Consider the following 21990-nt stretch of genomic DNA (forward strand, 5'->3'; position numbering starts at 1 on the left):
TCCTGCTCTCTCATATTATAAATGGATCAAAAACCTTGCCAGCATTGTAGCATACTTTATTCAATGGTGCAAGGAAAAAGGGCAAAAAAGTTCTTATCCAGCGCACAAATGTGTTCACTCGAAGGACATGCAGAAGCTTACATTTTTCCCCAAAATATGGTAAAATACTTTCATTGTTATAGAAAGGATGAAACGGGTTCATGCGATACGAACATATTTTAAAAGGAACATTTTTAAGCCGCCCCAACCGCTTTATCGCCCATGTCCGGATATCCCGGGAAGGCAGAGGGGAAGAAACTGTCGTCTGTCATGTAAAAAATACGGGACGATGCCGGGAACTCCTCCTCCCCGGTGTCACGGTGCTGGTGCAGTTTCATCCGGAAGCCGCAGCGCTTGGAAGAAAAACGGAGTATTCCCTGATCAGCGTGTGGAAAGAACGGGAGAATGGTCCTCTTCTCATTAATATGGATTCCCAGGCCCCCAACCAGGTGGCTTATGAATGGCTCCTGTCTATCAGCGATAATCCACCTCTGCCGTTTCACCGGACAGAGGAAAATCAATCACGCTTAAGACCAGCCATAAGAAACTTAAGGCGGAAAGTTACCTATGACCAGTCACGGTTCGACCTGGCCTTTGAAGCGGCCTTTCCGGCCGGCAGGGACCAAAAACAGGAGAAGATTCCTGCATTCATGGAGGTAAAGGGGGTCACTCTGGAAGAAGACGGCCTTGCCATGTTCCCGGATGCGCCCACGGAACGGGGAGTCAAGCACATTATGGAACTGGTAAATGCTCATTGGGAGGGTTATGAGGCTTTCCTTTTCTTCGTCATTCAAATGAAAGGAATGAAGGCTTTTACGCCGAATAAAAAAACGCATCCGGAATTTGCGGAGGCGTTAAAGGCTGCAGACAGGGCCGGAGTCCATATTCTGGCTTATGACTGTGCTGTTACAGAGAACACCCTCTCCATAGACCAGCCGGTTCCGGTATCCTTTAATTATCAGGTGTCAGAATTTCCCGGCTGCTTATGATAATACCGCTTCTTAAAGCGCTCTCACCCGTTTTTCTTCCCATTTTCAGTTATATATTTTTTCATATATTGACAATATTTTCCTTTTTTGTTACCATATCCTTACGGCAGAATATCCATGAAACCATAGGTCCGATCTTTCTGCCGACTCAAAGAAGGTGGGAAAAAATGTATGATTAAAAGCGTAGCCGAATGGCTGGGGATATCTCCCTCAACCCTGATTATCGGGGTCTCAGTATTTATTATTTTTGTTATCGTTGTTCTTATTAAAACCTCTTTTGACGAAAAAAAGGGCGTGAACAGCCAGGAAAAACAGGATATCCGTAAACTTGTCAGTAAGATTGTCCCCAACGGGCAGGATTATATGGCAGCGTATGCCCATGGAAAGGATGTACATCGCGACAGAACCTCAACACTGGAAACCTATTACTATTATGCCATAGGATTCCGTCCGGATCAGACCGATCACCTCTGGCTGATTCCGATTGGTTTCGAAAATGGCCGGGTCACCTATATAGAGCCCATGCGGATGGATGCAGATTCTCTCTCTTACATAAGCGGCAATGAGTTTTATATGGAACTTCACCACCCTGCCACAAATCAAACCTACACGATCACCGTAGAGGCAAGCAACACAAAGCTTGGCAAAGAATGTCCGGTAAATATCCAGCAGAAGGAAGAAACGGATGCCTTCCTGACATTCGGCAAAACATTTCAGGAAACGGTTAACCGGAAATTAGGGGTGGATAAAAAAGGACGCCCTCTTAAAAATAAATAAAAGGGAGAAATTAATATAACATGAAAAAATTGTTTTCTTCCCTGAGCCGGGGCGTTATCATGCTTTTTGCGCTTGGGATTATGGGAATTTTTATGAATGCACGTTCTTTCGTTACTTCATTTCTTCCGGCAGTAAGCTTTGAGGATCTGTTGGATGGGGAAAAGGTTAAGGAGGGAAGCCACGTGGCGGGGAATGTGGTATTTTCCATGGATCCTTTTGCTTCGGAAAGCACTTATACAAAATATAAAGACGGCTCCCGCAGCGGAGACCGCAAATCAGGTAACTATTACACAATCCCCACTGCTGATGGTTATATTGCCCTTAAATCTACCCAAAAGGAGGTCTCCTCCCTCAACCAACTGGTAGATGAAACCTACATATATATAGATGGAGGGGAAGAGCCTGCAACCATGGTTCGCATAGAAGGGGAAGTTCATACCCTGGAACCTGAGCTTGTAAAATATTTTCGCGAATATTTAGTTGATATGGGCTACACAGAGGAAGAGATTGACAATATGGGGGATTTTCAAGTGATCAAGTCCATTCCCTTTCTGTATATCCGGATCATGTTTTCCCTCAGCATAGTTTGTTTGTTATTGGCTGTGGGAATTGTATTGCGCCGATGCTGTCAGCCCCCATTGCCCGTTGGAAGAGTCTCAGAATTGGATTAAAACTTCCGGCCGCCGCCACCCATAGTACGTCCTGAAGAGGTGTGGGTGGTGCTCCGGCCGCCGGAGGAAAAACCGCCTCCGCCTCCTTGACCGCTCCCCCCGTGATTCCGCGGTATGATCACATGAGTTACCGTCTTGTTGACCAGATCATCGGCCTGGTCCGAGTACCAGAACTGACAGTCGGCGCGGTAAGCCATAAGCGAATTCTTTGCCCAGCCTCTCTCTTTTTTCATGGAATACTGCCGGACTACTCCACTGCAGGAAACTCCTGCTGCAAACAGCCCCACGAGAACTGCCAAAGCCGCTTCGTACCACTTAATGCTGCGGTAGACGCTTATTTTGCCTGTTTCCTTATCATAATTATACTGCCCGCCGGGAATCCCGGCCTTATAGTATTTGGCAACACCTGTTAAAAAGCTTTGGGCGCAGGTTCCATATTCTCCGCTGCTTACCGAATCATAGGCATCATCCAGTATGGCATTCCAGCGCTTATCCGTCAGAAAACGGTTCATCTTCCCAACCGGAAGAATGTAAAGCTCCCGGTTATCCATATCAATCAGGAATAATACACCGCTGTGATCCTTTCCCACCCCGAATCCTCCGTCAATGTAGAAATCCTCGGCATATTTTCCTGCGGTCTTACCGCCGGCATCTTCTGTGGTCACAATCACCACATCCATGTTCATATCTTCTTTCATGGACTGGATCTGTGTCTCAAACCTTTTCGTTTCTTCCCCGGAAAACAGTCCCCCTTCATCAAATACCCGCTTTTCTCCGCGGCTGATCCCTGACTCCTGAGCTCCGGCAAAGGACCGCATGCCTCCCCCAAAAACTGAAAGGAACAGGAAAAGCATAGTCAGAAAGACTGCACCATTGCACAACCGTTCTATTTTTCTCATATCAGATACCCCACAATCAGCATGGCAAAAAATACCGGTAAGAATATTTCTGCAAACAGAAGCATCAGCTTATATCGGTCTACAGGCAGCTTGCCGCACACCTTTCCGGTCTGCCCGTTTACTGTAAAATAATACATTTGATCCTTTGCTTCATCATGATAGGTAAGGGTCCAGACCGGAAGAAGGGCATATTCCCATTTTTCATCCTCCAGGCGGACAGAATTATCCTGGGTCCTCACCGAGTCATAGGATGTAATGCTGTTCTTTAAGGTGTCTTCTGCGAATGAACGCACCTCAGACTCCACCTCGCTTTGAAACTCCTGTTCCCCCATGTCCCTGCGTTCTGCCAGAAAGCCGGAGAGGCAGGACATGGAAAACGGCTTCATTTTCTCTGTTTCATAAGGCAATACGCCTTCCACCAGTTCCCGGTTAGCTTTTTTTAATGCATTGCGGGGAACGAATTTTACAGGCATGGAGCCTTCCCTGCGCACCTCATAGGTCTGGGTTTCCGTAAATCTCCGGTCACCGCTTACCCACACCCTTAAGCGGTCAGCCCTTGCAGTTAAGCTTCCCTCCGCCCGGCAGCTGTAGAGCATATAGGGAAAATATACGCCGGAAATCTTCTCGATCTGATCTTCACTGTAAAAAGCCTTTGGCACGAACCGCTTCTTTTTCATCCACAGCTGAAAGATATCCACAGCCTTTTCCTTTTCAATGGCAAATGGAATCACATAATCCGGGTGGTATTCCCCGGAAAGCCTGCGGGATAAGATAACCGGATTATGGCAGTAATAGCAAAAGGTCGCTGCGGTAGTCCCATCTGTCACGATTTCAGCACCACAGCTCGGGCAGGAATAAAGAAGAGGTTCGCCGCCTTCTATCTCTTTATTTGATTCTTCCGTCCAGGCATCTTCCGCCTCTTTTTGTGTGAATTGTGATAAGCAGTATTCACAGGCATATTTCTGGCTTTCCGGATCAAATTTAAGAGGTCCGCCGCAACTTGGACATTTATAAGTTAAAGTCTCACTCATGGTTTTGGCTTTCCGCATTCGGAGCAGAATTTACCGCTGTTTACGGTTCCGCATTCACAGGTCCATGGCCCTGCCGGCCTGGGATTTCCGCACTCCGGACAAAACTTTCCTGCATTCACACTTCCGCAGCTGCAGGTCCATGTTCCTTCTGCCGGACTGCCGGCCGGACTCTGCCCTCCGGCTGCCCCGCCTCCTGCTGCCATCCCTGCCTGCGGATTCATCTGCATCTGCTGTAAATTGGCGCCGGAAGCCGCTCCAAGAAAACTGCCTCCTGCATTCATTCCCATGCCCATTCCCATAAACCCGGCCATGGAGCCATTTGCGTTGCTTCCCGCCTTTTCCATGCCTCTGGCTACCGCGCCCTGGACATAACCTTCCCGGACGCTGGGATCACTTAACATGGCACCCTGGTTCCGTAAGTGGATCAGATCCTTTGATTCCTCATCATAGGAAATGCTGGCAATTCCTACCGACTGGATTTCAATCCCTCTCCGGGCCCTCCACTGATCATCCAGCACATCAGACATATACTGTCCCAGCTCCCTTCCCTTGGAAGCCACATAGGAGATCCGGATTCCGTCGGCGGACATCTGGTTGATGGAAGACTGAAGCGCCTCTAAAAACTCAGACAGATACTGGAGGTTGATGTCATCCACATCAACTCTGGAAGCACTCTTTGGTATGGCTTCCGCATAGAACAAAAGCGGGTCCGTCACTTTCATGGAGTAGGTTCCGTGAGCCCGTAAAAATAATTCCGCATTATAAAACTGGTCAAAATAATTGATGGGATTGGGGGTACCAAACTTGATTCCCTTGATTTCCTGCAGGTTGATGAAATATACCTTTTGGGCCGTAGGCGTCTGTCCGCCGTAGCGTATGCGGTCAAAGGATTCCTTTAAAGCCTCTCCGAACTGGCCGTTAAAAAGGGAGGGCAGGGAAGAGTTCTTTACTGAAAAATACCCCGGTTCCCCCGTATAGTCGATCACCTTTCCGCCGTCAACCAAAAGCATGAACTGATTGGGATAAACATGAATGATGGAACCGTCTGATACGGTGTTGTCCGTTCCCTTTGTATTGGATCCTCTCCGGATCTTTACTCCGCCGGCAAATACAGTCTGGTCTCCCATATTTCCCGCTTCTATCACTTCAAGCCACTGGTCTGCCAGTGAGCCGCCTACAGCGGTAGTCAGCGCCTTAACAATTCCCATGTCTTTTCCTCCTCAAATGTTTTTATTTTCATTATTATACTATATGATCGTACCATTGGCTATACCGCTTCCCGCATCATGGCAATTTCTCTGGCATATCCGTCAATGTCATTGGGAGTTTCCAGATAAAACGGGAGATCCTTTAATGCCGGATGAGCCACCACACGCTTCAGGGCTTCGAATCCGATCCGGCCTTCCCCGATCCTGGCATGGCGGTCCTTATGAGCCCCCAGTGAATTTAAACTGTCATTTAAATGGATGGCCTTTAACCTTTCAAGGCCGATGATCCGGTCAAACCGGTTTAATACCCCGTCCAGGTCATTGGAAATATCATATCCGGCATCCCATACGTGACAGGTATCCAGGCAGACTCCCATGCGGCTGTTCCATTCCACCCGGTCAAGAATTTCTCTCAGTTCTTCAAATTCCCGCCCAACTTCACTGCCTTTGCCGGCCATGGTTTCCAGTAAGACCGTAGTATGCTGCTCCGGTGTCAGAATCTGATTCAGCATATCCGCAATATAGCGGATGCCTGCTTCTGCTCCCTGGCCTACATGGCTTCCCGGATGGAAGTTGTAACAGTTTCCGGGCGTATATTCCAGGCGTTCCAAATCATCCTTCATGGTGTCCCTTGCAAGGATCCGCAGGCCTTCATCGGCCGAACAGGCATTTAAGGTATAGGGAGCATGAGCCAGTATCCGGCCTATTCCATGTTCTCCTGCATATTGAAGATAACGTTCCACATCATCCGGATCAATGGCCTTCGCTTTGGTCCCTCTTGGATTTCTGGTAAAAAACTGAAATGTATTGGCATCAATCTTCACAGCCTCTTTTCCCATGGCGAAATAGCCTTTTGACGAAGACAGATGGCATCCGATCGTAAGCATAAAAGCCTCCTGTTATTTTATTTTTCTTTTCTTTTTCCCTTTTGCCGGACTAATGGCCTTTATGGCAATAAAAAGGAATACGGCGGCCAGCACAAGCTGGATAAAGATGCTTAAAACCACCCAGTTTTCCATGATAAAGCTTTCCGGATGAGGACCGAACCAGCTGTTTAAACTCTTCATCACCTGATTATCCCCAGCCTGGTCATTTATCATTACATAAAAAGTCGCCACCGGGTTTAAAAGAAGCAGATACAAAAAATCACCGGAATTCGCCTGATCCGCCATTCCGCTGGCAGATAAGGCATAGGTGCTGTTCATGTTCAGCCGGGCAATGGACAATGCAAAGACATTGACTGCATAAGTGCCTGCAGCTATCAGGACCAGTACGGCATAGCTCACAACCGTCGCAATGGTAGAACGCTTGAATACGGAAGAAAAACAGATCCCCATGCTTCCGCATAAGAGTGCCACGGCCAGATAACATAAAAGCAAAAGGAACACATCATAAAGCATCACTCCGCCGTATACAAAGGATACGGTCAGAAGAGGAAAGCTGGACATGATCATGAGAAACATGGTGGCAAAGGATGAAGTCAGCTTTCCCCAGACGATTTCCGAGGGCTTCATGGTTGTGGTAAGGAGAAGATCAAGAGTCTGACGTTCCCGCTCTCCGCTGATGCTCGCTGCTGTTAAAGCCGGCATGATGAACATAAGCATGACAAATTCCACAACCGCCACAAATGTGTATAAATTGGTAAACGAAGAATACTGAATCTCAGCTGTCAGCTTTACCCGCTCCAGGACCGAGTACATGTTGAGCAGAGCCACCAGAGCCAGAATTGCATTAAAAAGTACCAGAATCAAAGCCAGACGGAAGCTTCTGGCGCTGACCGTTGTCTCCCGTTTATAGACCGGATTCAATTTCATGTACAAGCACCGCCTTTTCTTTATCATGATCCGTAATCTGCATGAACAGGGACTCTAAGCTTCCCTGTTCCCGATAGAACCCGTGTACCATCACTTCTGCATCCACCAGCTGCTGTAAGAGAAGGGCTTCATCCTGTTCATCTCCAATAAAATTTACACGGATGTCCTCTTCCTTCACTGCAATCGTCTGGACACAGGGCTGGCTCTTTAAGATGGTCAGCGCTTTTTCCTTGTTTCCAAGTATGGAAATGATCAAAGGATTTGAGGCATTGATCCGCCGCAGGATGTCATCCATGCTTCCGCTGAGAATCATTTTTCCCTGATCAATGACTCCAATGTCCGTACACAGCTCCGACAATTCCGACAGAACATGGGAGCTTATGAAAATCGTTTTCCCCTGTTCCCGGAGTTCTTTTAAAATTTCCTTGAACTCAAACCGGGTTCTTGGGTCCAAACCGGAGGCCGGCTCATCAAGGACCAGAAGAAGGGGATCGTGGATCAGGGCTCTTGCCAGGCAGAGACGCTGTTTCATACCTCTTGATAAACTGTCCACATAAAAATTCACCTTATCCTCTAACCCGACCTGCTCCAGAAGCGTCATATACCGGGTCCTGGCCTTGAGTCCGCATGTTCCGTAGCAGGAGGCAAAAAATTCCAGATATTCATTGACTTTTAAATTGTCATATACGCCGAAAAAATCCGGTACATAGCCGATCTTAAGCTTTAATTCATTTAAGCCTCCCGACACGTCCACTCCATCAATGATCACCTGGCCGCTATCCGCATAAAGCAGCCCTGTCATGATCTTAATGGTTGTGGTCTTTCCAGCCCCGTTGGGCCCTACGAAACCATAGAGGGCCCCTTTGGGGATATGAAGATCCAGGCCGTTTAAGGCATGGAATTTTCCAAAGCTTTTCCTTAAATCCTTAATCTCTAACATCATTTATCCTTTCCCACGACCGTTAACATGGGCAGCGTCACATACCAGTTATTATCGGCCGAGCTGTCACAAACATATTTCACGGTCAGCGTATTTCCCGGCGACAGATAAGAGGAAAGCTCCCGGGCCTTATAAACCCTTTTGTCCGGATCCATGGCATCGTAGTTTCCGGTATCGTGATTGTAGAAATAGATATTTCCCTTAAAAATGGTGGTGTAGTATAGGCCCTCGCTGTTTAAGAACTCCTCAGAAGGGTCCTCAAAGGTCAGCTTTTCCACCTCCAGATCATTTCCAAGAGAATACTCCAAAGCTACCGGATCTACGCCGTAAATGGCATTTGAATCCGCATAATACTGTCCGTTTACCACCGTAGGCGTTTTCATGAGAGCCGAGCGGGAAGTCTTTCCAGCCTTCTTCGTTTTTACATCAATGGTAGAGGTAAACATGGACATGCCGTAGGTTTCGTAATTGCCTCTGGCAAGAAACTGGCTGTCCGTCTGATCTTCGCTGAAAGCCACGATCCTGGCTTCCGGATTGTAGAACGAGGAAAACTTATCTAAGTAAAAGCTTAAAATATTGGTTCTGGAAAGGGCCAGCATATATGCGGGATCCTCAATATCCGCTTTGGGATACCGGTAGCTTCCCGTCACGCGGGCGGACACCAGAAAGGAATTATTAATGGGGTAATTAATGACAGGAAGCCCATTGAGCTCCATGGTCTCCCCGGGCTTCAATTCCTCGATGACCACCATTTTCCCATACATCAGAATCCCCACCTTTTCTACCGGGAAAGGATATTCGTTGGTCACGGTACCATATACGTTTCCTTCAAACAGGGTAATGTCCCCGATCAGGCCCTTGTGGTCCGTATTGGGGGTCTTTTTCCTTAAGGAATAGTATTTGGGAGTAAAGGCTGCCACGTTCTGAACGGAAACCTTTGTCTCATTTTCATCATAAGAGATCCTTACCTTGTAATCTTCATTCCCCGTAAATTTCGGAACCGGAGCCATCTCGTAGGAATTGCTTCTGGTTATGGGAAGAAGGTCATAGGAAGGGTCCAGGGAAATGGTATAAGCCTTATTGTATGGTGTCCTCATATTGATATAGGTATATTCATCCACAGATTTTTCCGTGGTATCCATAATGGTGGCATAGGTAAAAAAGGTATCCTTAAACCTGGTACCGATCCCCATTAAATACACCACTGTGGTAAAAAGAATGGAAACCGTCACCACTGCGGTCCGGTAAAACCTCCTCCGTTCCTGTTTTTTTAAGAACAGGTAGAGACCCGGTCCTACTAACAGAATGTATCCCAGAATCACAACGATATAAAGAACCAGATTCGGCAGTTTATCTACGTTCCCGGTGTTGAGCATATTCTGTACCGACCAGTACTGACCGGAATTGCCGCTGTAAAGGTAGGAAGATAAGTTATTTAACTTGGCTTCCCCTAAAAGTGCGGTAAAAAGCTTATCCACATAGGAACGCTGTACCTGGCAGAAGGATGCAATATCCACAAAATCATAGGCAGCTACGCCCACGCTTCCTTTTCCCTTTGACACAGAGGTAAGGACCGGAAATTCATCATTGGACAGCACTCCAGTTCCCCCTTTTAAGGAAACATCGGCGCACACCAGATTCATAAAGGAATCTCCGGGGCCGTTGGTGGCGTACTCCACGCCCATATCCACGGGCTTTTCCACCGGGGCAGCATAGTCTTCCTCCAGGATATCGGACCGGAACGCATAAAGGGTATCATCCGCCCGGGCACCGGTGCCAAGAAGAAGGGTCCCTCCTCCTTTTACCCATTCCCAGATAGCGGATACCTGATCGGAGGACAGCTTTTTCGTATCATAATCCGTAATGACCAGCACATCGAGAAGATCCAGCCCGATGACATTATCCGGCATCTTCTCTGTGTCCATCTCAAAGGTTTTGATCCTGACAGAGCTGTAATTCACTCCAACTCCGTCCATATAGGTAAGCTTATCCGGCTCATCCGAAAGGATCCCCACAAACATCTCCGCGATATCTGCTGTGACATTCATCTTTAAGCGTTTGCGGATCAGTTCTTTTCCCTGGGCATCCAAAAGCTTCACATAGAGAATATCCGCCCTTCCTACGGGAATATCCAGGGATTCCTCTGCCGAAGCGTATGCCTCTAAAGAAACCGGATAGTCATATTCGTAAATGTCATAATCGGATTCCATGGCCTCAACCCGCACCGTTCCCTCAAAGGAAGAATCGGACTGGCTGTTTAATGTAAAGTTTACAGGCACGTAACGTCCGCTTTTCGCATTTCCCTCATAACCGTAGGAAACATCCATGGAAACTGCGGAGCCGGTAACCGCATAATATTCGTCTGAAAAAGAATTTCCTGCCTCTGTTCCATAAGCCCCGCCATGATCTGTCATGCCGAAAGCAGGCAGCCGGAAGCTGCCTGCTATGGTCACCGCCATGGCACAGACCAGGAATATCTGTCTGAATTTCATCCTCTGTCACCCTATCTTTCCAAAGTTCTCTTTATTGATATCAAAATCAACCTGCAGCTTTACCGTAAAAACCGTACCGGATAAATCGCTGGTCACATCAATGGTGCCGCCATGCATATCCACGATGTTCTTCGCAATGGCAAGCCCCAGCCCGGTTCCCCCCGTATTGGTGGAACGGGACTGCTCCACACGGTAAAACTTATTGAAGATAAGAGGCAGCTCTTCCGCCGGAATCACATAACCGTAATTAATCACCTGAATGGTAACCAGCTCTTCGCCTCCATGAACCTTTACCAGGATGCGCTTCCCATCGGCTCCATACTTGATGGCATTGTTAATCAGATTGTCAAACAGACGTGCTAAAAGGTTGCCATCCGCCGAGATCGTCTGGGCGGGGACATTGCTTTGAAGTTCATAAGAGAGATTCTTATCCACAAAACTGGGATAAAATTCTTCCAGAAGCTGACTTAAAAGCTTCACCACATCCACCCGGGATACATGCATGGAAATCCTTCCGTAGTTCAGCTTTGTAAATCCGAATAAGTCCTCTATCAGCTTTTCCAGCCGCTTTGTCTTCACGTATGCAATACCTATGTACTTTTTCCGGACCTCCGGGTCAAGATACGTATCCCCGGACAAAAGTTCCAGATAACCAATGATGGAAGTAAGGGGTGTCCTCAAGTCATGAGCAATATTGGTGATCAGCTCATTCTTGGTGCGTTCCGCCTCCCGTTCCTTATCCATCAGTTCCTTTAGATCACCTGCCATCTTATTTAAGCTGGCAGCCATGACGGAGAACTCATCGTCTCCTTCAATGTCAACCGTAACATTTAAATCTCCTTCGGAAATGCTCAGCATGGCATCGGAAATTCTGCCGATGTAACGCATGGACTTTTCCTGAAGGAGGAGAAAGGTAACCGTGAATATGCCGATTCCAAAAACGACATAAATCAGGATCACTACCACATCGAAGGTTGTCAGCATCTCCACAAATGCGTTGTCCTTCTGAGTATTTCTCATATAGGAGGCCACCAGGGATACATTGGTCACCAGGAATATTTCGATTAAAACCGTGACCACTGCACTGTAAAAAATATTGGCAATGACGCGGGTGTGGAAACGGCGATTGATATCATTTTTCAATTTTGTATCCTACCCCCCAAACGGTGGTGATGATCTTATTCTGTCTGGTGTCTTCCTTCATCTTGCCGCGAAGACGCCTGATATGTACCATTACTGTGTTATTCGCCTCATATACTTTTTCATTCCAAACTTTTTCAAATATCTCATCTGTGCTGAAAACTCTTCCCGGATTGGAGGCCAGAAGATAAAGAATATCAAACTCGATGGGGGTCAGCTTGATCTCTTCCCCATAAACAGTCACCTTATGGTTATCCTTGTTTACGGTCAGTCCGCGTATCGCAATTTCATTCTTAGCAGCTTCATTCACTGCACTGTTGGGATTTAACTGAGTGTAACGGCGAAGCTGGGATTTCACCCGCGCAGTCAGTTCCAATGGATTAAAGGGCTTTGTCACATAATCATCCGCCCCGGTTCCAAGTCCCAGGATTTTATCCAGATCCGTAGACTTGGCACTCAGCATAATGATAGGAATGTTGTTCGTCTCCCGTATCTTCTTGCACATCTGCAGTCCGTCCATTCCAGGCATCATAATGTCTAAAAGAACCAGGTGGATCTGGTTATTTTCCAGTATTTCCAGACCCTCTTCCGCATTATTTGCCTTGTATACTTTATATCCGTCACTGACCAGATAGATTTCCACCAGATCTGCAATCTCTTTCTCATCATCCACAACCAAAATGCTTATTGTTTCGGACATGAAAAAATACCTCCCTTGTCGTTATGTAAGCGGCTTTTCTCATTTTTTGAGAAAACCTGCATCCATTTTACCACAAGAAAGGTATCTTTGCCTTACTATTTTCTTACAAAAAAGCTATAAAACGGTAATTTTACCCCTGACTTTCTATGGGGTGAAATAACCGTTTCCCCAAAGGATCAAGCCGGCCAAGTTCGGTCTTTACGTTTAAAACGGCCTCTTCACAGAAGTACTCCTGGCTGTTGACCAGGACTTTGCCCCTTTTATCCGGTTTTTCGTAGGTTCCGTCCGATTGTAAGATGTGAGCCTTCACATTATCCTCCAGCTGGACCTTCATAACATGAAGGATCTGCTCCTTTAACCTATTATCCTCCACCGGGAACATAATCTCCACCCGTTTATCCAGATTCCTTGGCATCCAGTCCGCACTTCCCAGATAAAGCTCCGGACTCCCGTCATTTTCAAAATAAAAAATACGTGCGTGCTCCAGGAAATTTCCAATTATGGAATGCACCGTAATGTTTTCACTCAGCCCCGGCACCCCCGGTTTTAAACAGCAGATTCCCCGGACGATCAATTCTATCCGTACTCCTGCAAAAGAGGCTTCGTAGAGAGCGGCTATCACCTCTTTATCGCAGAGGGAATTCATCTTTGCCATGATATGGGCGTTTTTGCCTGCAAGAGCATTTTTTGTCTCCCTGCGGATCATCTTTAAGAATCTGGCCCTCAGCCAGATCGGCGCCATCACCAGCTTATTCCAGTGAAGGGGCTCGGAATAACCGGACAGCATGTTAAATACAGCGGTAGCGTCTTCTCCAATCCGGGGATTGCAGGTCATGAGTCCAAAATCCGTGTAGAGCTTTGCAGTAGAATCGTTGTAATTTCCGGTCCCAAGATGGACATATCGGCGGATCCCGTCTTCTTCCCTGCGCACGACCAGGGTAATCTTGCTGTGGGTCTTTAAGCCTACCAGGCCGTAGATGACATGGCAGCCGGCTTTTTCAAGTTTTTTCGCCCAGTTAATGTTGTTTTCCTCGTCGAAACGGGCCTTTAATTCCACCAGGACCGACACCTGCTTCCGGTTGTCAGCGGCCTCTGCCAGAGCAGCAATGATGGGGGAATTGCCGCTGACCCGGTAAAGGGTCTGCTTGATCGCCAGTACCTCCGGATCCTTTGCCGCTGCTTTCACAAAATTCACCACAGGATCAAAGGTCTCATAGGGGTGGTGAAGCAGGATGTCGCCTTCCCGGATATTGGAAAAGATATCATCTTCGTTCATGAGCTCGGGAACCTGCTGCGGAATATACGGAACCGCTTTTAGATGATCAAACCCTTTTATTCCGTACATCTTCATCAGAAAAGTCAGATCCAGGGGCCCTGCGATTTCAAAAATATCACCGGAGCTGATGCTCAGTTCCCGTTTCAGGATCTTTAACAGGCGTTTATCCATCTTCTCTTCCGCTTCCAGGCGAATGACCTCGCCCCATTGGCGCTTTTTCAGCTGCTTCTGGATTTCTTCCAGTAAGTCTACCGCTTCCTCTTCGTCAATGGTCAGATCCGCATTTCTCATGATGCGGAACGGATGAGCGGTTATGACATTGTAGTTTAAAAACAGGCTTTCCATATTCCGCTCTATGATCTGCTCCAGCAAAATGACCGCGCGCTCTCCTTCCTTTTTTACAGGAAGCTCCACAATTCTCGGCAGAACACTTGGAACCTGCACCATGGCAAATTCCAGATCCTCTTCCCCGCTCTTTTTCCGAAGCAGTGCCGCAATGTTTAAGGATTTGTTGCGGATGAGCGGAAACGGCCGGGAAGAATCCACAGCCATGGGAGTCAGAACCGGATATACATTCTGTTCAAAATACCGGTCTGCATAATTTCCCTCTTCCTCCGTTAAGTCTTCATGGACCGAAATCACCCGGAGGCCATTTAGTTTTAATGCGGGGAGAATGGAACGGTTATAGGTGGAGTACTGCAGCGCTACCAGCCCATGGGTCCGCTCACTGATCTTCTCAAGCTGCTCCGACGGCTTCATGCCTGCAATATCGGGCTTTGTATATTTTGCATGGACCATATCCTTTAAGGAAGCCACGCGGACCATATAGAATTCATCTAAGTTGGAAGCGGTGATGCTTAAAAATTTCAGCCGTTCAAAAAGAGGAAGGCTCTTATCCCTCGCCTCACTGAGCACCCGGTAATCGAATTCGATCCAGCTCAATTCCCGGTTAACATAATTTTCAGGATTGTAAAATTTTTCATCGGTACCTGCCATCAGGACAACCTCCTCTTCTGCTTTAATACCGGCCTGATTCCGAATATTTCTTCAAAAAAATCTGCCTTTTGTTCAAATGCCACAGCCTCCAGTGTAATATCTCCTTCGTAGGAGGTGGTTACCACAAGCTGCCCTTCTTTCACGCTCATGCGGCTGTCAGACAGCTTCTGCCTGTGGCTCCGGTCCATGGAATTGGCCAGCCTTAATATGGCGGTCAGCTTTGCCATTAAAATGGTAATATCCTCATGGGATATCTCCCCCTTTGTATTGCGGAACAGGTCTTCATTCAAGTGTATCCGGTTATAATCAAATTCCACGCCATTATACCGGACAACATTGGCAATGATCTCCCGCTCCATATGGGATAAGCCGATGATTTCCGTTGACATAATAATGTTGTAGGCCGATTCACTGGGTTTTCTCATGCTGATAAATTTACCGCAGGCATGAAGGATCGCGGCGATCTGCAGGAGCAGGCGTTCCCGTTTTCCCATGCCATGGTATTTCTTCATACTGTCAAAGACAGCAAGCACATATTTTTCCATATTAACCGTATGGGGCCCATGGCATTTGTAGCGCTTTGCCATGTTCCTGGAAGCCGCCAGAATGTCCTCGGAGAAATCATGATTAAATTTTACAGCCTTTGTCTCTTCGGCATATTCGGCAGCTATGCTGTCGCAAAGACGGATTCCGGGAATCCAGAACATCTCTGCACCCGTCAGTTCCAGGACCCGTTTAAAGATGATGACGGCCGGGATCAGAAGGGCGGCATATTCGGCATTGACCCCAAACCGGTCCTCAATCTGATCCAGCGACATCTCCCCTATTTTTTCATAATAGTCTATGAATTCCTCTGCGGTGATCTTCTCCACAGGTCTTTCCCCATGGGTTAAACGGGAAAGATAGAGGATGCTCTCCCCGATCCCGATCAGATTCTTTACTTCCCTGTCCTTTAAATACAGCTTCCGGAATGTGTCCAATTCATTGTCGACCATCTCTTCAATCAGAGCATTCTGCATCCCAGCGTTGACCTGGACATATCCCAGCATTTCCCGGATCCTTAAGACGCCAAGCATCAGATTCTGGGTGGAAATCAGGGCATCCTTATCAAACAGAGACACCTGCATGCTCCCAAAGCCGACATCCACAATGGCGGTTCCTTTTTGTATGATCTTATTAAATTCCGCATCCTTTGAGGCAATGGCTTTGTAACTGATAAAACGCTGTTCGGAATTGCTGATGATCTGGACTTCAATTCCGGTCCTCACCCGGATCTGGTCCAGTACAATCTGGTTATTCTTTGCTTCTCTTATGGCGCTGGTGGCATAAGCCCGGTAACCGGCCACCTTATAAGTCTGCATCATATCAACGAATTGTTTGATAACGCAGCACATTTCATCCACCAGCCCGTAGCTGATTTTTCCGTTTTTATAGGTATCCCTTCCAAGGGCGATGACATGGCGTACGTGGTCGACCCTTCGGATTCCGGTTTTGGCGGAAATCTCATAGATGCCAAGTTCCAGCTCGAACGATCCCACATCGATGGCAGCAAATAATTTAATTGCCATACTTGTCCTGCTACTCAAAATACGGACAAATATATCCATATCGAGATTTTTCTTGTTTCATCCTATCTGTCCTCGTTTGATATAATCGCACTGACAACATTTGATGTGATAGTCCACAAGCTTAAATTCCGACCTAGCCAGCCGTACATACTTACAACCGCTTATTTATGCGGTTTCGTAAGTTAACGCATCTCTCAAATTAAGACTTGCATTATAATCTCTATCAGCATGATACCCACATTCACAAATATATTCTCTGTCAGATAGTTTTAAGTCTTTCTTGATACAACCACATCCATGACATCGTTTACTTGATGGATACCATCTGTCTACAATTCTTAATTCAATATTATTCTGTTTACACTTATTTTCAAGCTTCACTCTGAATTCATAGAACTTTTGTTGTGCTACAGCTTTTGAAAGGTGCTTATTCTTCATCATACCTTTTACATTTAAATCTTCAATAGTTATTGAACTTGGATTTTGTTCAATTATTTCAGATATTGCTTTATTTAAATAATCAGTTCTTATATTATTAAGTCTCTGATGAAGTCTTTGTACTTTAACGACTTGCTTTGATATATTTTGTCTGGTAGCTTCTCCTTTCTTATTTTTGTTCTTCTTTAAACTCTCGTATTTCCTCGAAAGTTTTCTTTGCTCTCTTTTTTGTTTCTTTTCTAATTTTTTAACTTTACATGTTTTATTGATATTTTTCTTAGTTAATCCATTACTGCATACAGCAAAATTTTTCAGTCCCAAATCAATTCCGATTGGTTCTGATTTTTCTTTTATACATTTTGCGTCTTTAACTTCTAACGTAATTGAAACATAGTATTTGTCAGCCTGTTTTGATACATATCCACATATAACTTTAGAATTACCCGGTATGTAACCAAATTCTTTAAGTTTTACCCATTTAAAAGTTGGAATATTGATTCTATGTCTTTCAATTTTCCAATCTGTCTTATTATTTTTAGGAAAATACAATTTAACTTTTTGTTTATTTTTCTTTTTAAATTTTGGAAAACCAGACTTCCCATGAAAGAATCTTTTAAATGCAGCTTCGGCGTTACATATTGATTTTTTTCTTGCCTTTGCTCCACAATTACCGATCCACTTCCATTCATCTTGTGTTTTAACTTCATGATTCATATACTTATCAAAATCATTGGCTGACATAAATGCTTTATCTGATTTTCCTTCTTTATATAGTTCATACAGTTCTTTGTTTTTAGCTATATATGAATTGTATAAAAATCTGCATGTTCCAATAGATTGATTAATCTTGGTAATCTGTCGCTGCGTTGGTTTTATTTCTGTCCTGTAACTCTTTAGCAATATCAGAATCCTCCTCAATTTTCTATTTATACTTTCTCAATCCATGGATCCTACAGGAAAAAACATAATAAGATTCCTTTTATTTATTATAAGTATACTTTGCCACATTTATTTGTATTTTTCAATGTTTTTAATAATCTATCAATCTATCCTTAGTACCCGCTACCGGGCAATTTTCTTTATTCTTACTCTTTCCCCAGAAGGTGGGTGATAAACTGGCTGGCCGTTCTGCCTGATAAACCGCCGTGGTTTAATTCCCACACATTTGCCCTGGCATACAGTTCCTCCAGCGGCATGTTAACCTCATAACGGACTGCAAGCTCCTTTACGATATCCTGGAACTCCTTTCTATCCGGTGATCCATAATAGATGGTCACGCCAAAACGGGCTACCAGGGAAAGCTTTTCCTGGACGGTATCATTATTATGTAAATCATCATCCAGTTCTCGCTTGTCACTGAATTTCTCCCGTATGAGATGGCGGCGGTTGGAGGTTGCATAGATGAGTACATTGCCCGGCTTCTTACCCAGGCCGCCTTCGATGATCGCCTTTAAATATTTATATTCTAATTCCGAATCTTCAAAAGACAGATCATCCATATAAATTATAAATTTGTAATTCCGGTCCTTTATCAGCTCCTGGAGCTTCGAAAGAGCCTTAAACTGATGCTTATAGACCTCGATGATCCGAAGCCCCCGGTCATAATATTCATTGAGTATGGCCTTGATGCTGGAAGACTTTCCGGTTCCGCTGTCGCCAAATAAAAGGACGTTGTTGGCTGCACGCCCGCTTAAGAAGGCCTCTGTATTTTCAATCAGCTTCTGTTTTTGAAGCTGGTATCCTATGATATCGTCCAAATGAATGGGTTCTATATTGGTAATTGGAATGATCTGAGGCTCATTGCCGGCCTCTTCGATCCGGAATGCTTTGTTTAAGCCGAATTTTCCTACTCCGAACCTGCGGTAGAACTCCGTTACTTCCCATGCAAAAGTCTTTACATCTTCCGCTTGTTCCAGAGCAACAGCCAGAGCCACGATCTGATCCCTGATTCGTTTATTGTAGACCTTGCTGCCGCTGTCTGCTGCCTGATAATCGGACAGAGCAGACCATATACCCTTTCCTTCTAAATGATCCGAATTGTCCAGCACCCGGATGTCACAATCAAACAATTCCTTCATCACCCGGAAATCATGGGCTGCCAATTCATTTAAAGTTCCTTCAATGGGACCTACGATCTCACAGGAGGTGCTGTAGGCATTTTCATTATTTGACAGGCAGAATGCTAAAAAACAATGCCAGAGATTTCCCTCAAAGCCATAAGAAGCTGCCAGCTCGACCAGCTGACCGGCACAGGCATGGGAATCCGGCATTGTCTCTGTACTCTCATCTGGTTTCATACTCAAAAGCCCTGCGATCCGGTCAAAAAGTTCACGGTAATTCAAATTGCGGTATAGAATTAATTCCTGTGATTTCATAAATTCCTCCTTGTGTAAACCGGAAGAAACACGCTTAGCGTGCCTTCCTCGGTTGGGAACTGCAAACATGTTCGTTTACTCGTTGCCCGCGTAAAATTCAGGTTCGACCTGAAGATCAGGCCGAACCCGGAAAAACACTCAATAATTTCCTAAAATTCTCATATTGCTTCCCTCTTCGGATATCCCTTTTAAGGCATTCTGAATCGGCGCATCGCTTAGATTTCCCTCAATATCTACGAAAAACCGGTACTCCCAGTTTTTTCCCGGAATGGGTCTTGATTCAATCATCATCATATTGACCCCGTTATAGATAAAATTGCTCAACATATTATAAAGAGAACCGCTCTTATGAGGCAGCTCAAAGCTTATGCTTATTTTTCCCGCATCTTCCCGGTATACCGGCTCCTTTGACAGGATCATGAACCGGGTCGTATTATTCTTATTATGGTTGATACATGGTTTTAAGACTTTCAGTCCGTAAATCTTCCCTGCGATCTCACTGGCTACGGCCGCCTGGGATGGATCCCGGTCTTCAATAACCTTCTTGGCAGCTACCGCTGTGTTCTCCACGCTGATCTGTTTCCACTGCCTGTTGTCATTTAAATACTCGGAACACTGCATAAGTGCCTGGGGATGGGAAAATACAGTCCGGATATCTTTCGTTTCCGCCTCCGGAAGCCCCAGCAGTGCGTGGTTTACGGTAAGGAATGTCTCGGCTGCAATATAATTATGGTATTTTATGAGCAGATCATAATTATCCATGACCGCTCCTGCCGATGAGTTCTCAATCGGAAGCACGGCATAGTCCGCTTTTCCTTCCTCCACCTCTTTCATTGCATCCTCCCAGGATGGAACATGATACACATCTGCATCCGTTCCAAAATACTGGAGCGCCGCACCGTGGCTGTAAGCTCCCTCCACTCCCTGGTACACCACCCGTACCCGGGAAACGGGAAGGCTTTTTACCGGACGAAAACCGTGTTCAGCCGTAAATCCGTGTTCTGCCATAAGCTTATACTGAAAATGGCGGCTTATGGTCATCATCTGGGTAAACAGCTCCCAAACCGCCTGTTTCTGGAACTTGTCTTCCACCATACCTGTCACGGCTTCTATCTTCTGCTGCTCTCTTTCCCTGTCATAAACCGGCTTACCTGTCCCGATCTTAAATTCCGCTACATCGCCGCTCAGCTTCATCCGCTCTTCAAATAAAGATACAATCTCTCTGTCAATCCTGTCAAGCTGTTTTCTGATCTCCTGCAAATCTAATGTCTTCATAGGTTCCCATCATTCCTTTGCCTTATCTGTCTGTAAATCGTGGTTCTTATCCGTAAGCTTTCCCTGTGTCATCAGTTCTGCCTCCAGCATGGCCTTTATCTGTTTTTCTGCATAGGCACCCGGAAATTTCTTAAGTTCCGGTTCCAGTTCTTTGGGTATAAAGGGCTTGCCAAATTCAATGGTTACATGGGATGGCCGGATAAATGGAAAATGCTGTTCAAAAACTTCCGCAGTCCCTGTAATGGCCACCGGGATCACCGGGCAGCCGCTTTTTTCTGCAATTTTTAAACTTCCTTCCTTAAATGGAAGAAGGTCCATGGGATTTTCCTGTTTATTCCGGGTTCCTTCCGGAAAAATCCAGACGGAAACGCCCCGTTTAACCTGATCAATACCTGCCAGAATTGTCTTTAAGCCTTCCTTTAAATTCTGTCTGTCAAGAAACAGGCAATTTACATATTTCATCCAGGTGGAAAGCAGAGGCAGCTGCTCCATCTCTTTTTTCGCCACAAATCCCATAAGGCCCGGAACCGTCACATAGCCTGCAAGAATGTCAAAATAACTTCTGTGATTTCCTACATACAGAACAGCACAGTCTGCCGGGACATGCTCCCTTCCCTTTACCGTGATCTTCACGCCGGCGATCCGTAGGATCAACCGGAATATCCACCGGATCACCGCCAGGCTCTGCACATCGCGCAAATGGCGGTTCCTTCTGCCGATCAGCCATTCCAGCAGCATGACCGGTATGCTTAAAATCAAAAATATAATGACTGTTGCTGCTACAAGAATAAAACGTATCATTGGTCTAATCCTCCATTTCATCTATTATATAAAATGGAGTCTTTAATTACAATACTACCCGCCTTTCTTTTTTGTAATTTGTTCAAACAACAGTCCTGTGGCAAACCACAGCGGCGCGAAATCCAGACGGATCAGACCGTCAATGTTGGTGCTGTGTCCGGTATAATCCCATGGACACACTCCCTGCCCCCGCAAAAGTAACCCGTAAAAATATTCCGCCACAAATATGAGGACCATGTAAAGAAACCCATGGCGGATCGCCAGGTCCGACCTTCTTACCGCCAGCCCGGAACCCGGATTTACCCATTGATCGATCAGGCTGCTGATCGGGCCTAAAAGAGCTCCGCAGCCATAGATGGGAAACATTAACAGGGAGGTCTGCCCCATCAGCCGCCAATCATGGCGTAAGATGGATTCTGTGGAAGTAAATATAACCTCCAGGCACCAGCCTGTCACCCCGCATTTACAGAAATTAAGGGGCAGTTGTTTTAAGTGTTGTGATAGTGTCTTCATAACCTTCATTATGCGCCGGTTACGGAGATATTATGTTTTGCTGCAAAG

The 21990-nt window shown here is 45.9% G+C and carries 19 protein-coding genes; 3 read left to right on the forward strand and 16 right to left on the reverse strand.

All coding sequences use genetic code 11. From position 1 onward, the window contains the following. Positions 1-200: 200 nt before the first annotated feature. From sfsA to BQ9856_RS04390, 3 genes are all read left to right on the forward strand, one after another. Entirely contained in the window at positions 201-1028 is an 828-nt protein-coding gene (gene sfsA / locus BQ9856_RS04375) for a DNA/RNA nuclease SfsA (RefSeq protein WP_077609878.1), read from the forward strand. A 171-nt stretch (positions 1029-1199) separates the two neighbouring features. Beyond that, positions 1200-1805, forward strand: a complete 606-nt coding sequence (locus tag BQ9856_RS04385; protein ID WP_077609880.1) for a hypothetical protein — start codon at positions 1200-1202, stop codon at positions 1803-1805. Positions 1806-1825: 20 nt separating this feature from the next. Then, positions 1826-2476 (forward strand): DUF6709 family protein, encoded by a 651-nt coding sequence (locus BQ9856_RS04390; RefSeq protein ID WP_077609881.1) that lies wholly within the window; start codon positions 1826-1828, stop codon positions 2474-2476. On the opposite strand, the gene BQ9856_RS04395 is transcribed toward BQ9856_RS04390, so the two are convergent. From BQ9856_RS04395 to BQ9856_RS04470, 16 genes are all read right to left on the reverse strand, one after another. Next, positions 2473-3375: a TPM domain-containing protein gene (locus BQ9856_RS04395; RefSeq protein ID WP_077609882.1), complete on the reverse strand. Its 903-nt coding sequence runs from the start codon at positions 3373-3375 to the stop codon at positions 2473-2475. The genes BQ9856_RS04390 and BQ9856_RS04395 overlap by 4 nt on opposite strands. Next, a complete protein-coding gene (locus tag BQ9856_RS04400; protein ID WP_077609883.1) occupies positions 3372-4406 on the reverse strand; it encodes an ATP-binding protein in 1035 nt (344 codons plus the stop codon). Before BQ9856_RS04400 ends, BQ9856_RS04395 begins: the two co-directional genes overlap by 4 nt. Continuing rightward, on the reverse strand, positions 4403-5614 hold the full coding sequence (locus BQ9856_RS04405) for an SPFH domain-containing protein (protein WP_077609884.1): 1212 nt from the start codon (positions 5612-5614) through the stop codon (positions 4403-4405). Before BQ9856_RS04405 ends, BQ9856_RS04400 begins: the two co-directional genes overlap by 4 nt. Before the next feature lie 59 nt (positions 5615-5673). Beyond that, positions 5674-6501 carry a deoxyribonuclease IV gene (locus tag BQ9856_RS04410; protein WP_077609885.1) on the reverse strand — a complete coding sequence of 276 codons (828 nt, stop codon included), beginning with the start codon at positions 6499-6501 and terminating at the stop codon, positions 5674-5676. Between the two features lie 12 nt (positions 6502-6513). Next, entirely contained in the window at positions 6514-7428 is a 915-nt protein-coding gene (locus BQ9856_RS04415; protein WP_077609886.1) for an ABC transporter permease, read from the reverse strand. Continuing rightward, positions 7406-8371 carry an ABC transporter ATP-binding protein gene (locus BQ9856_RS04420; RefSeq protein WP_442855471.1) on the reverse strand — a complete coding sequence of 322 codons (966 nt, stop codon included), beginning with the start codon at positions 8369-8371 and terminating at the stop codon, positions 7406-7408. Before BQ9856_RS04420 ends, BQ9856_RS04415 begins: the two co-directional genes overlap by 23 nt. After that, positions 8368-10860, reverse strand: a complete 2493-nt coding sequence (locus BQ9856_RS04425; RefSeq protein ID WP_077609887.1) for a hypothetical protein — start codon at positions 10858-10860, stop codon at positions 8368-8370. The genes BQ9856_RS04420 and BQ9856_RS04425 overlap by 4 nt, the downstream gene beginning before the upstream one ends. Positions 10861-10866: 6 nt before the next feature. Then, complete coding sequence (locus BQ9856_RS04430) at positions 10867-12003, reverse strand: sensor histidine kinase (RefSeq protein WP_077609888.1); 1137 nt, start codon at positions 12001-12003, stop codon at positions 10867-10869. Then, positions 11993-12700 carry a response regulator transcription factor gene (locus BQ9856_RS04435; RefSeq protein WP_077609889.1) on the reverse strand — a complete coding sequence of 236 codons (708 nt, stop codon included), beginning with the start codon at positions 12698-12700 and terminating at the stop codon, positions 11993-11995. The genes BQ9856_RS04430 and BQ9856_RS04435 overlap by 11 nt, the downstream gene beginning before the upstream one ends. Before the next feature lie 130 nt (positions 12701-12830). Further along, positions 12831-14972 (reverse strand): RNA degradosome polyphosphate kinase, encoded by a 2142-nt coding sequence (locus tag BQ9856_RS04440; RefSeq protein ID WP_077609890.1) that lies wholly within the window; start codon positions 14970-14972, stop codon positions 12831-12833. Continuing rightward, positions 14972-16540, reverse strand: coding sequence for a Ppx/GppA phosphatase family protein (locus BQ9856_RS04445; protein ID WP_077609891.1), 1569 nt, complete (start codon positions 16538-16540; stop codon positions 14972-14974). The genes BQ9856_RS04440 and BQ9856_RS04445 overlap by 1 nt, the downstream gene beginning before the upstream one ends. Before the next feature lie 165 nt (positions 16541-16705). Further along, positions 16706-17878 carry an RNA-guided endonuclease InsQ/TnpB family protein gene (locus BQ9856_RS04450; protein ID WP_077609892.1) on the reverse strand — a complete coding sequence of 391 codons (1173 nt, stop codon included), beginning with the start codon at positions 17876-17878 and terminating at the stop codon, positions 16706-16708. A gap of 185 nt (positions 17879-18063) precedes the next feature. Next, the gene (locus BQ9856_RS04455) at positions 18064-19353 is read right to left on the reverse strand and encodes an ATP-binding protein (protein ID WP_077609893.1); all 1290 of its coding nucleotides are present in this window, start codon (positions 19351-19353) and stop codon (positions 18064-18066) included. 138 nt (positions 19354-19491) lie between these two features. Next, positions 19492-20628 (reverse strand): prephenate dehydratase, encoded by a 1137-nt coding sequence (gene pheA, locus BQ9856_RS04460; protein WP_077609894.1) that lies wholly within the window; start codon positions 20626-20628, stop codon positions 19492-19494. A gap of 9 nt (positions 20629-20637) precedes the next feature. Then, positions 20638-21429, reverse strand: coding sequence for a lysophospholipid acyltransferase family protein (locus BQ9856_RS04465; RefSeq protein WP_077609895.1), 792 nt, complete (start codon positions 21427-21429; stop codon positions 20638-20640). 54 nt (positions 21430-21483) lie between these two features. Further along, the gene (locus BQ9856_RS04470) at positions 21484-21942 is read right to left on the reverse strand and encodes a putative ABC transporter permease (protein WP_442855472.1); all 459 of its coding nucleotides are present in this window, start codon (positions 21940-21942) and stop codon (positions 21484-21486) included. Between the last annotated feature and the right edge of the window lie 48 nt (positions 21943-21990).

Origin of the sequence: Clostridium sp. Marseille-P2415 (assembly GCF_900155545.1) — a bacterium.
Classification (GTDB): domain Bacteria; phylum Bacillota; class Clostridia; order Lachnospirales; family Lachnospiraceae; genus Lacrimispora.

Coding starts and splice junctions, on each gene's coding strand:
- sfsA (WP_077609878.1), top strand. CDS start 201: ATGCGATACGAACATATTTTAAAAGGAACATTTTTAAGCCGCCCCAAC.
- BQ9856_RS04385 (WP_077609880.1), top strand. CDS start 1,200: ATGATTAAAAGCGTAGCCGAATGGCTGGGGATATCTCCCTCAACCCTG.
- BQ9856_RS04390 (WP_077609881.1), top strand. CDS start 1,826: ATGAAAAAATTGTTTTCTTCCCTGAGCCGGGGCGTTATCATGCTTTTT.
- BQ9856_RS04395 (WP_077609882.1), bottom strand. CDS start 3,375: ATGAGAAAAATAGAACGGTTGTGCAATGGTGCAGTCTTTCTGACTATG.
- BQ9856_RS04400 (WP_077609883.1), bottom strand. CDS start 4,406: ATGAGTGAGACTTTAACTTATAAATGTCCAAGTTGCGGCGGACCTCTT.
- BQ9856_RS04405 (WP_077609884.1), bottom strand. CDS start 5,614: ATGGGAATTGTTAAGGCGCTGACTACCGCTGTAGGCGGCTCACTGGCA.
- BQ9856_RS04410 (WP_077609885.1), bottom strand. CDS start 6,501: ATGCTTACGATCGGATGCCATCTGTCTTCGTCAAAAGGCTATTTCGCC.
- BQ9856_RS04415 (WP_077609886.1), bottom strand. CDS start 7,428: ATGAAATTGAATCCGGTCTATAAACGGGAGACAACGGTCAGCGCCAGA.
- BQ9856_RS04420 (WP_442855471.1), bottom strand. CDS start 8,371: ATGATGTTAGAGATTAAGGATTTAAGGAAAAGCTTTGGAAAATTCCAT.
- BQ9856_RS04425 (WP_077609887.1), bottom strand. CDS start 10,860: ATGAAATTCAGACAGATATTCCTGGTCTGTGCCATGGCGGTGACCATA.
- BQ9856_RS04435 (WP_077609889.1), bottom strand. CDS start 12,700: ATGTCCGAAACAATAAGCATTTTGGTTGTGGATGATGAGAAAGAGATT.
- BQ9856_RS04440 (WP_077609890.1), bottom strand. CDS start 14,972: ATGGCAGGTACCGATGAAAAATTTTACAATCCTGAAAATTATGTTAAC.
- BQ9856_RS04445 (WP_077609891.1), bottom strand. CDS start 16,540: ATGGCAATTAAATTATTTGCTGCCATCGATGTGGGATCGTTCGAGCTG.
- BQ9856_RS04455 (WP_077609893.1), bottom strand. CDS start 19,353: ATGAAATCACAGGAATTAATTCTATACCGCAATTTGAATTACCGTGAA.
- pheA (WP_077609894.1), bottom strand. CDS start 20,628: ATGAAGACATTAGATTTGCAGGAGATCAGAAAACAGCTTGACAGGATT.
- BQ9856_RS04465 (WP_077609895.1), bottom strand. CDS start 21,429: ATGATACGTTTTATTCTTGTAGCAGCAACAGTCATTATATTTTTGATT.
- BQ9856_RS04470 (WP_442855472.1), bottom strand. CDS start 21,942: ATGAAGACACTATCACAACACTTAAAACAACTGCCCCTTAATTTCTGT.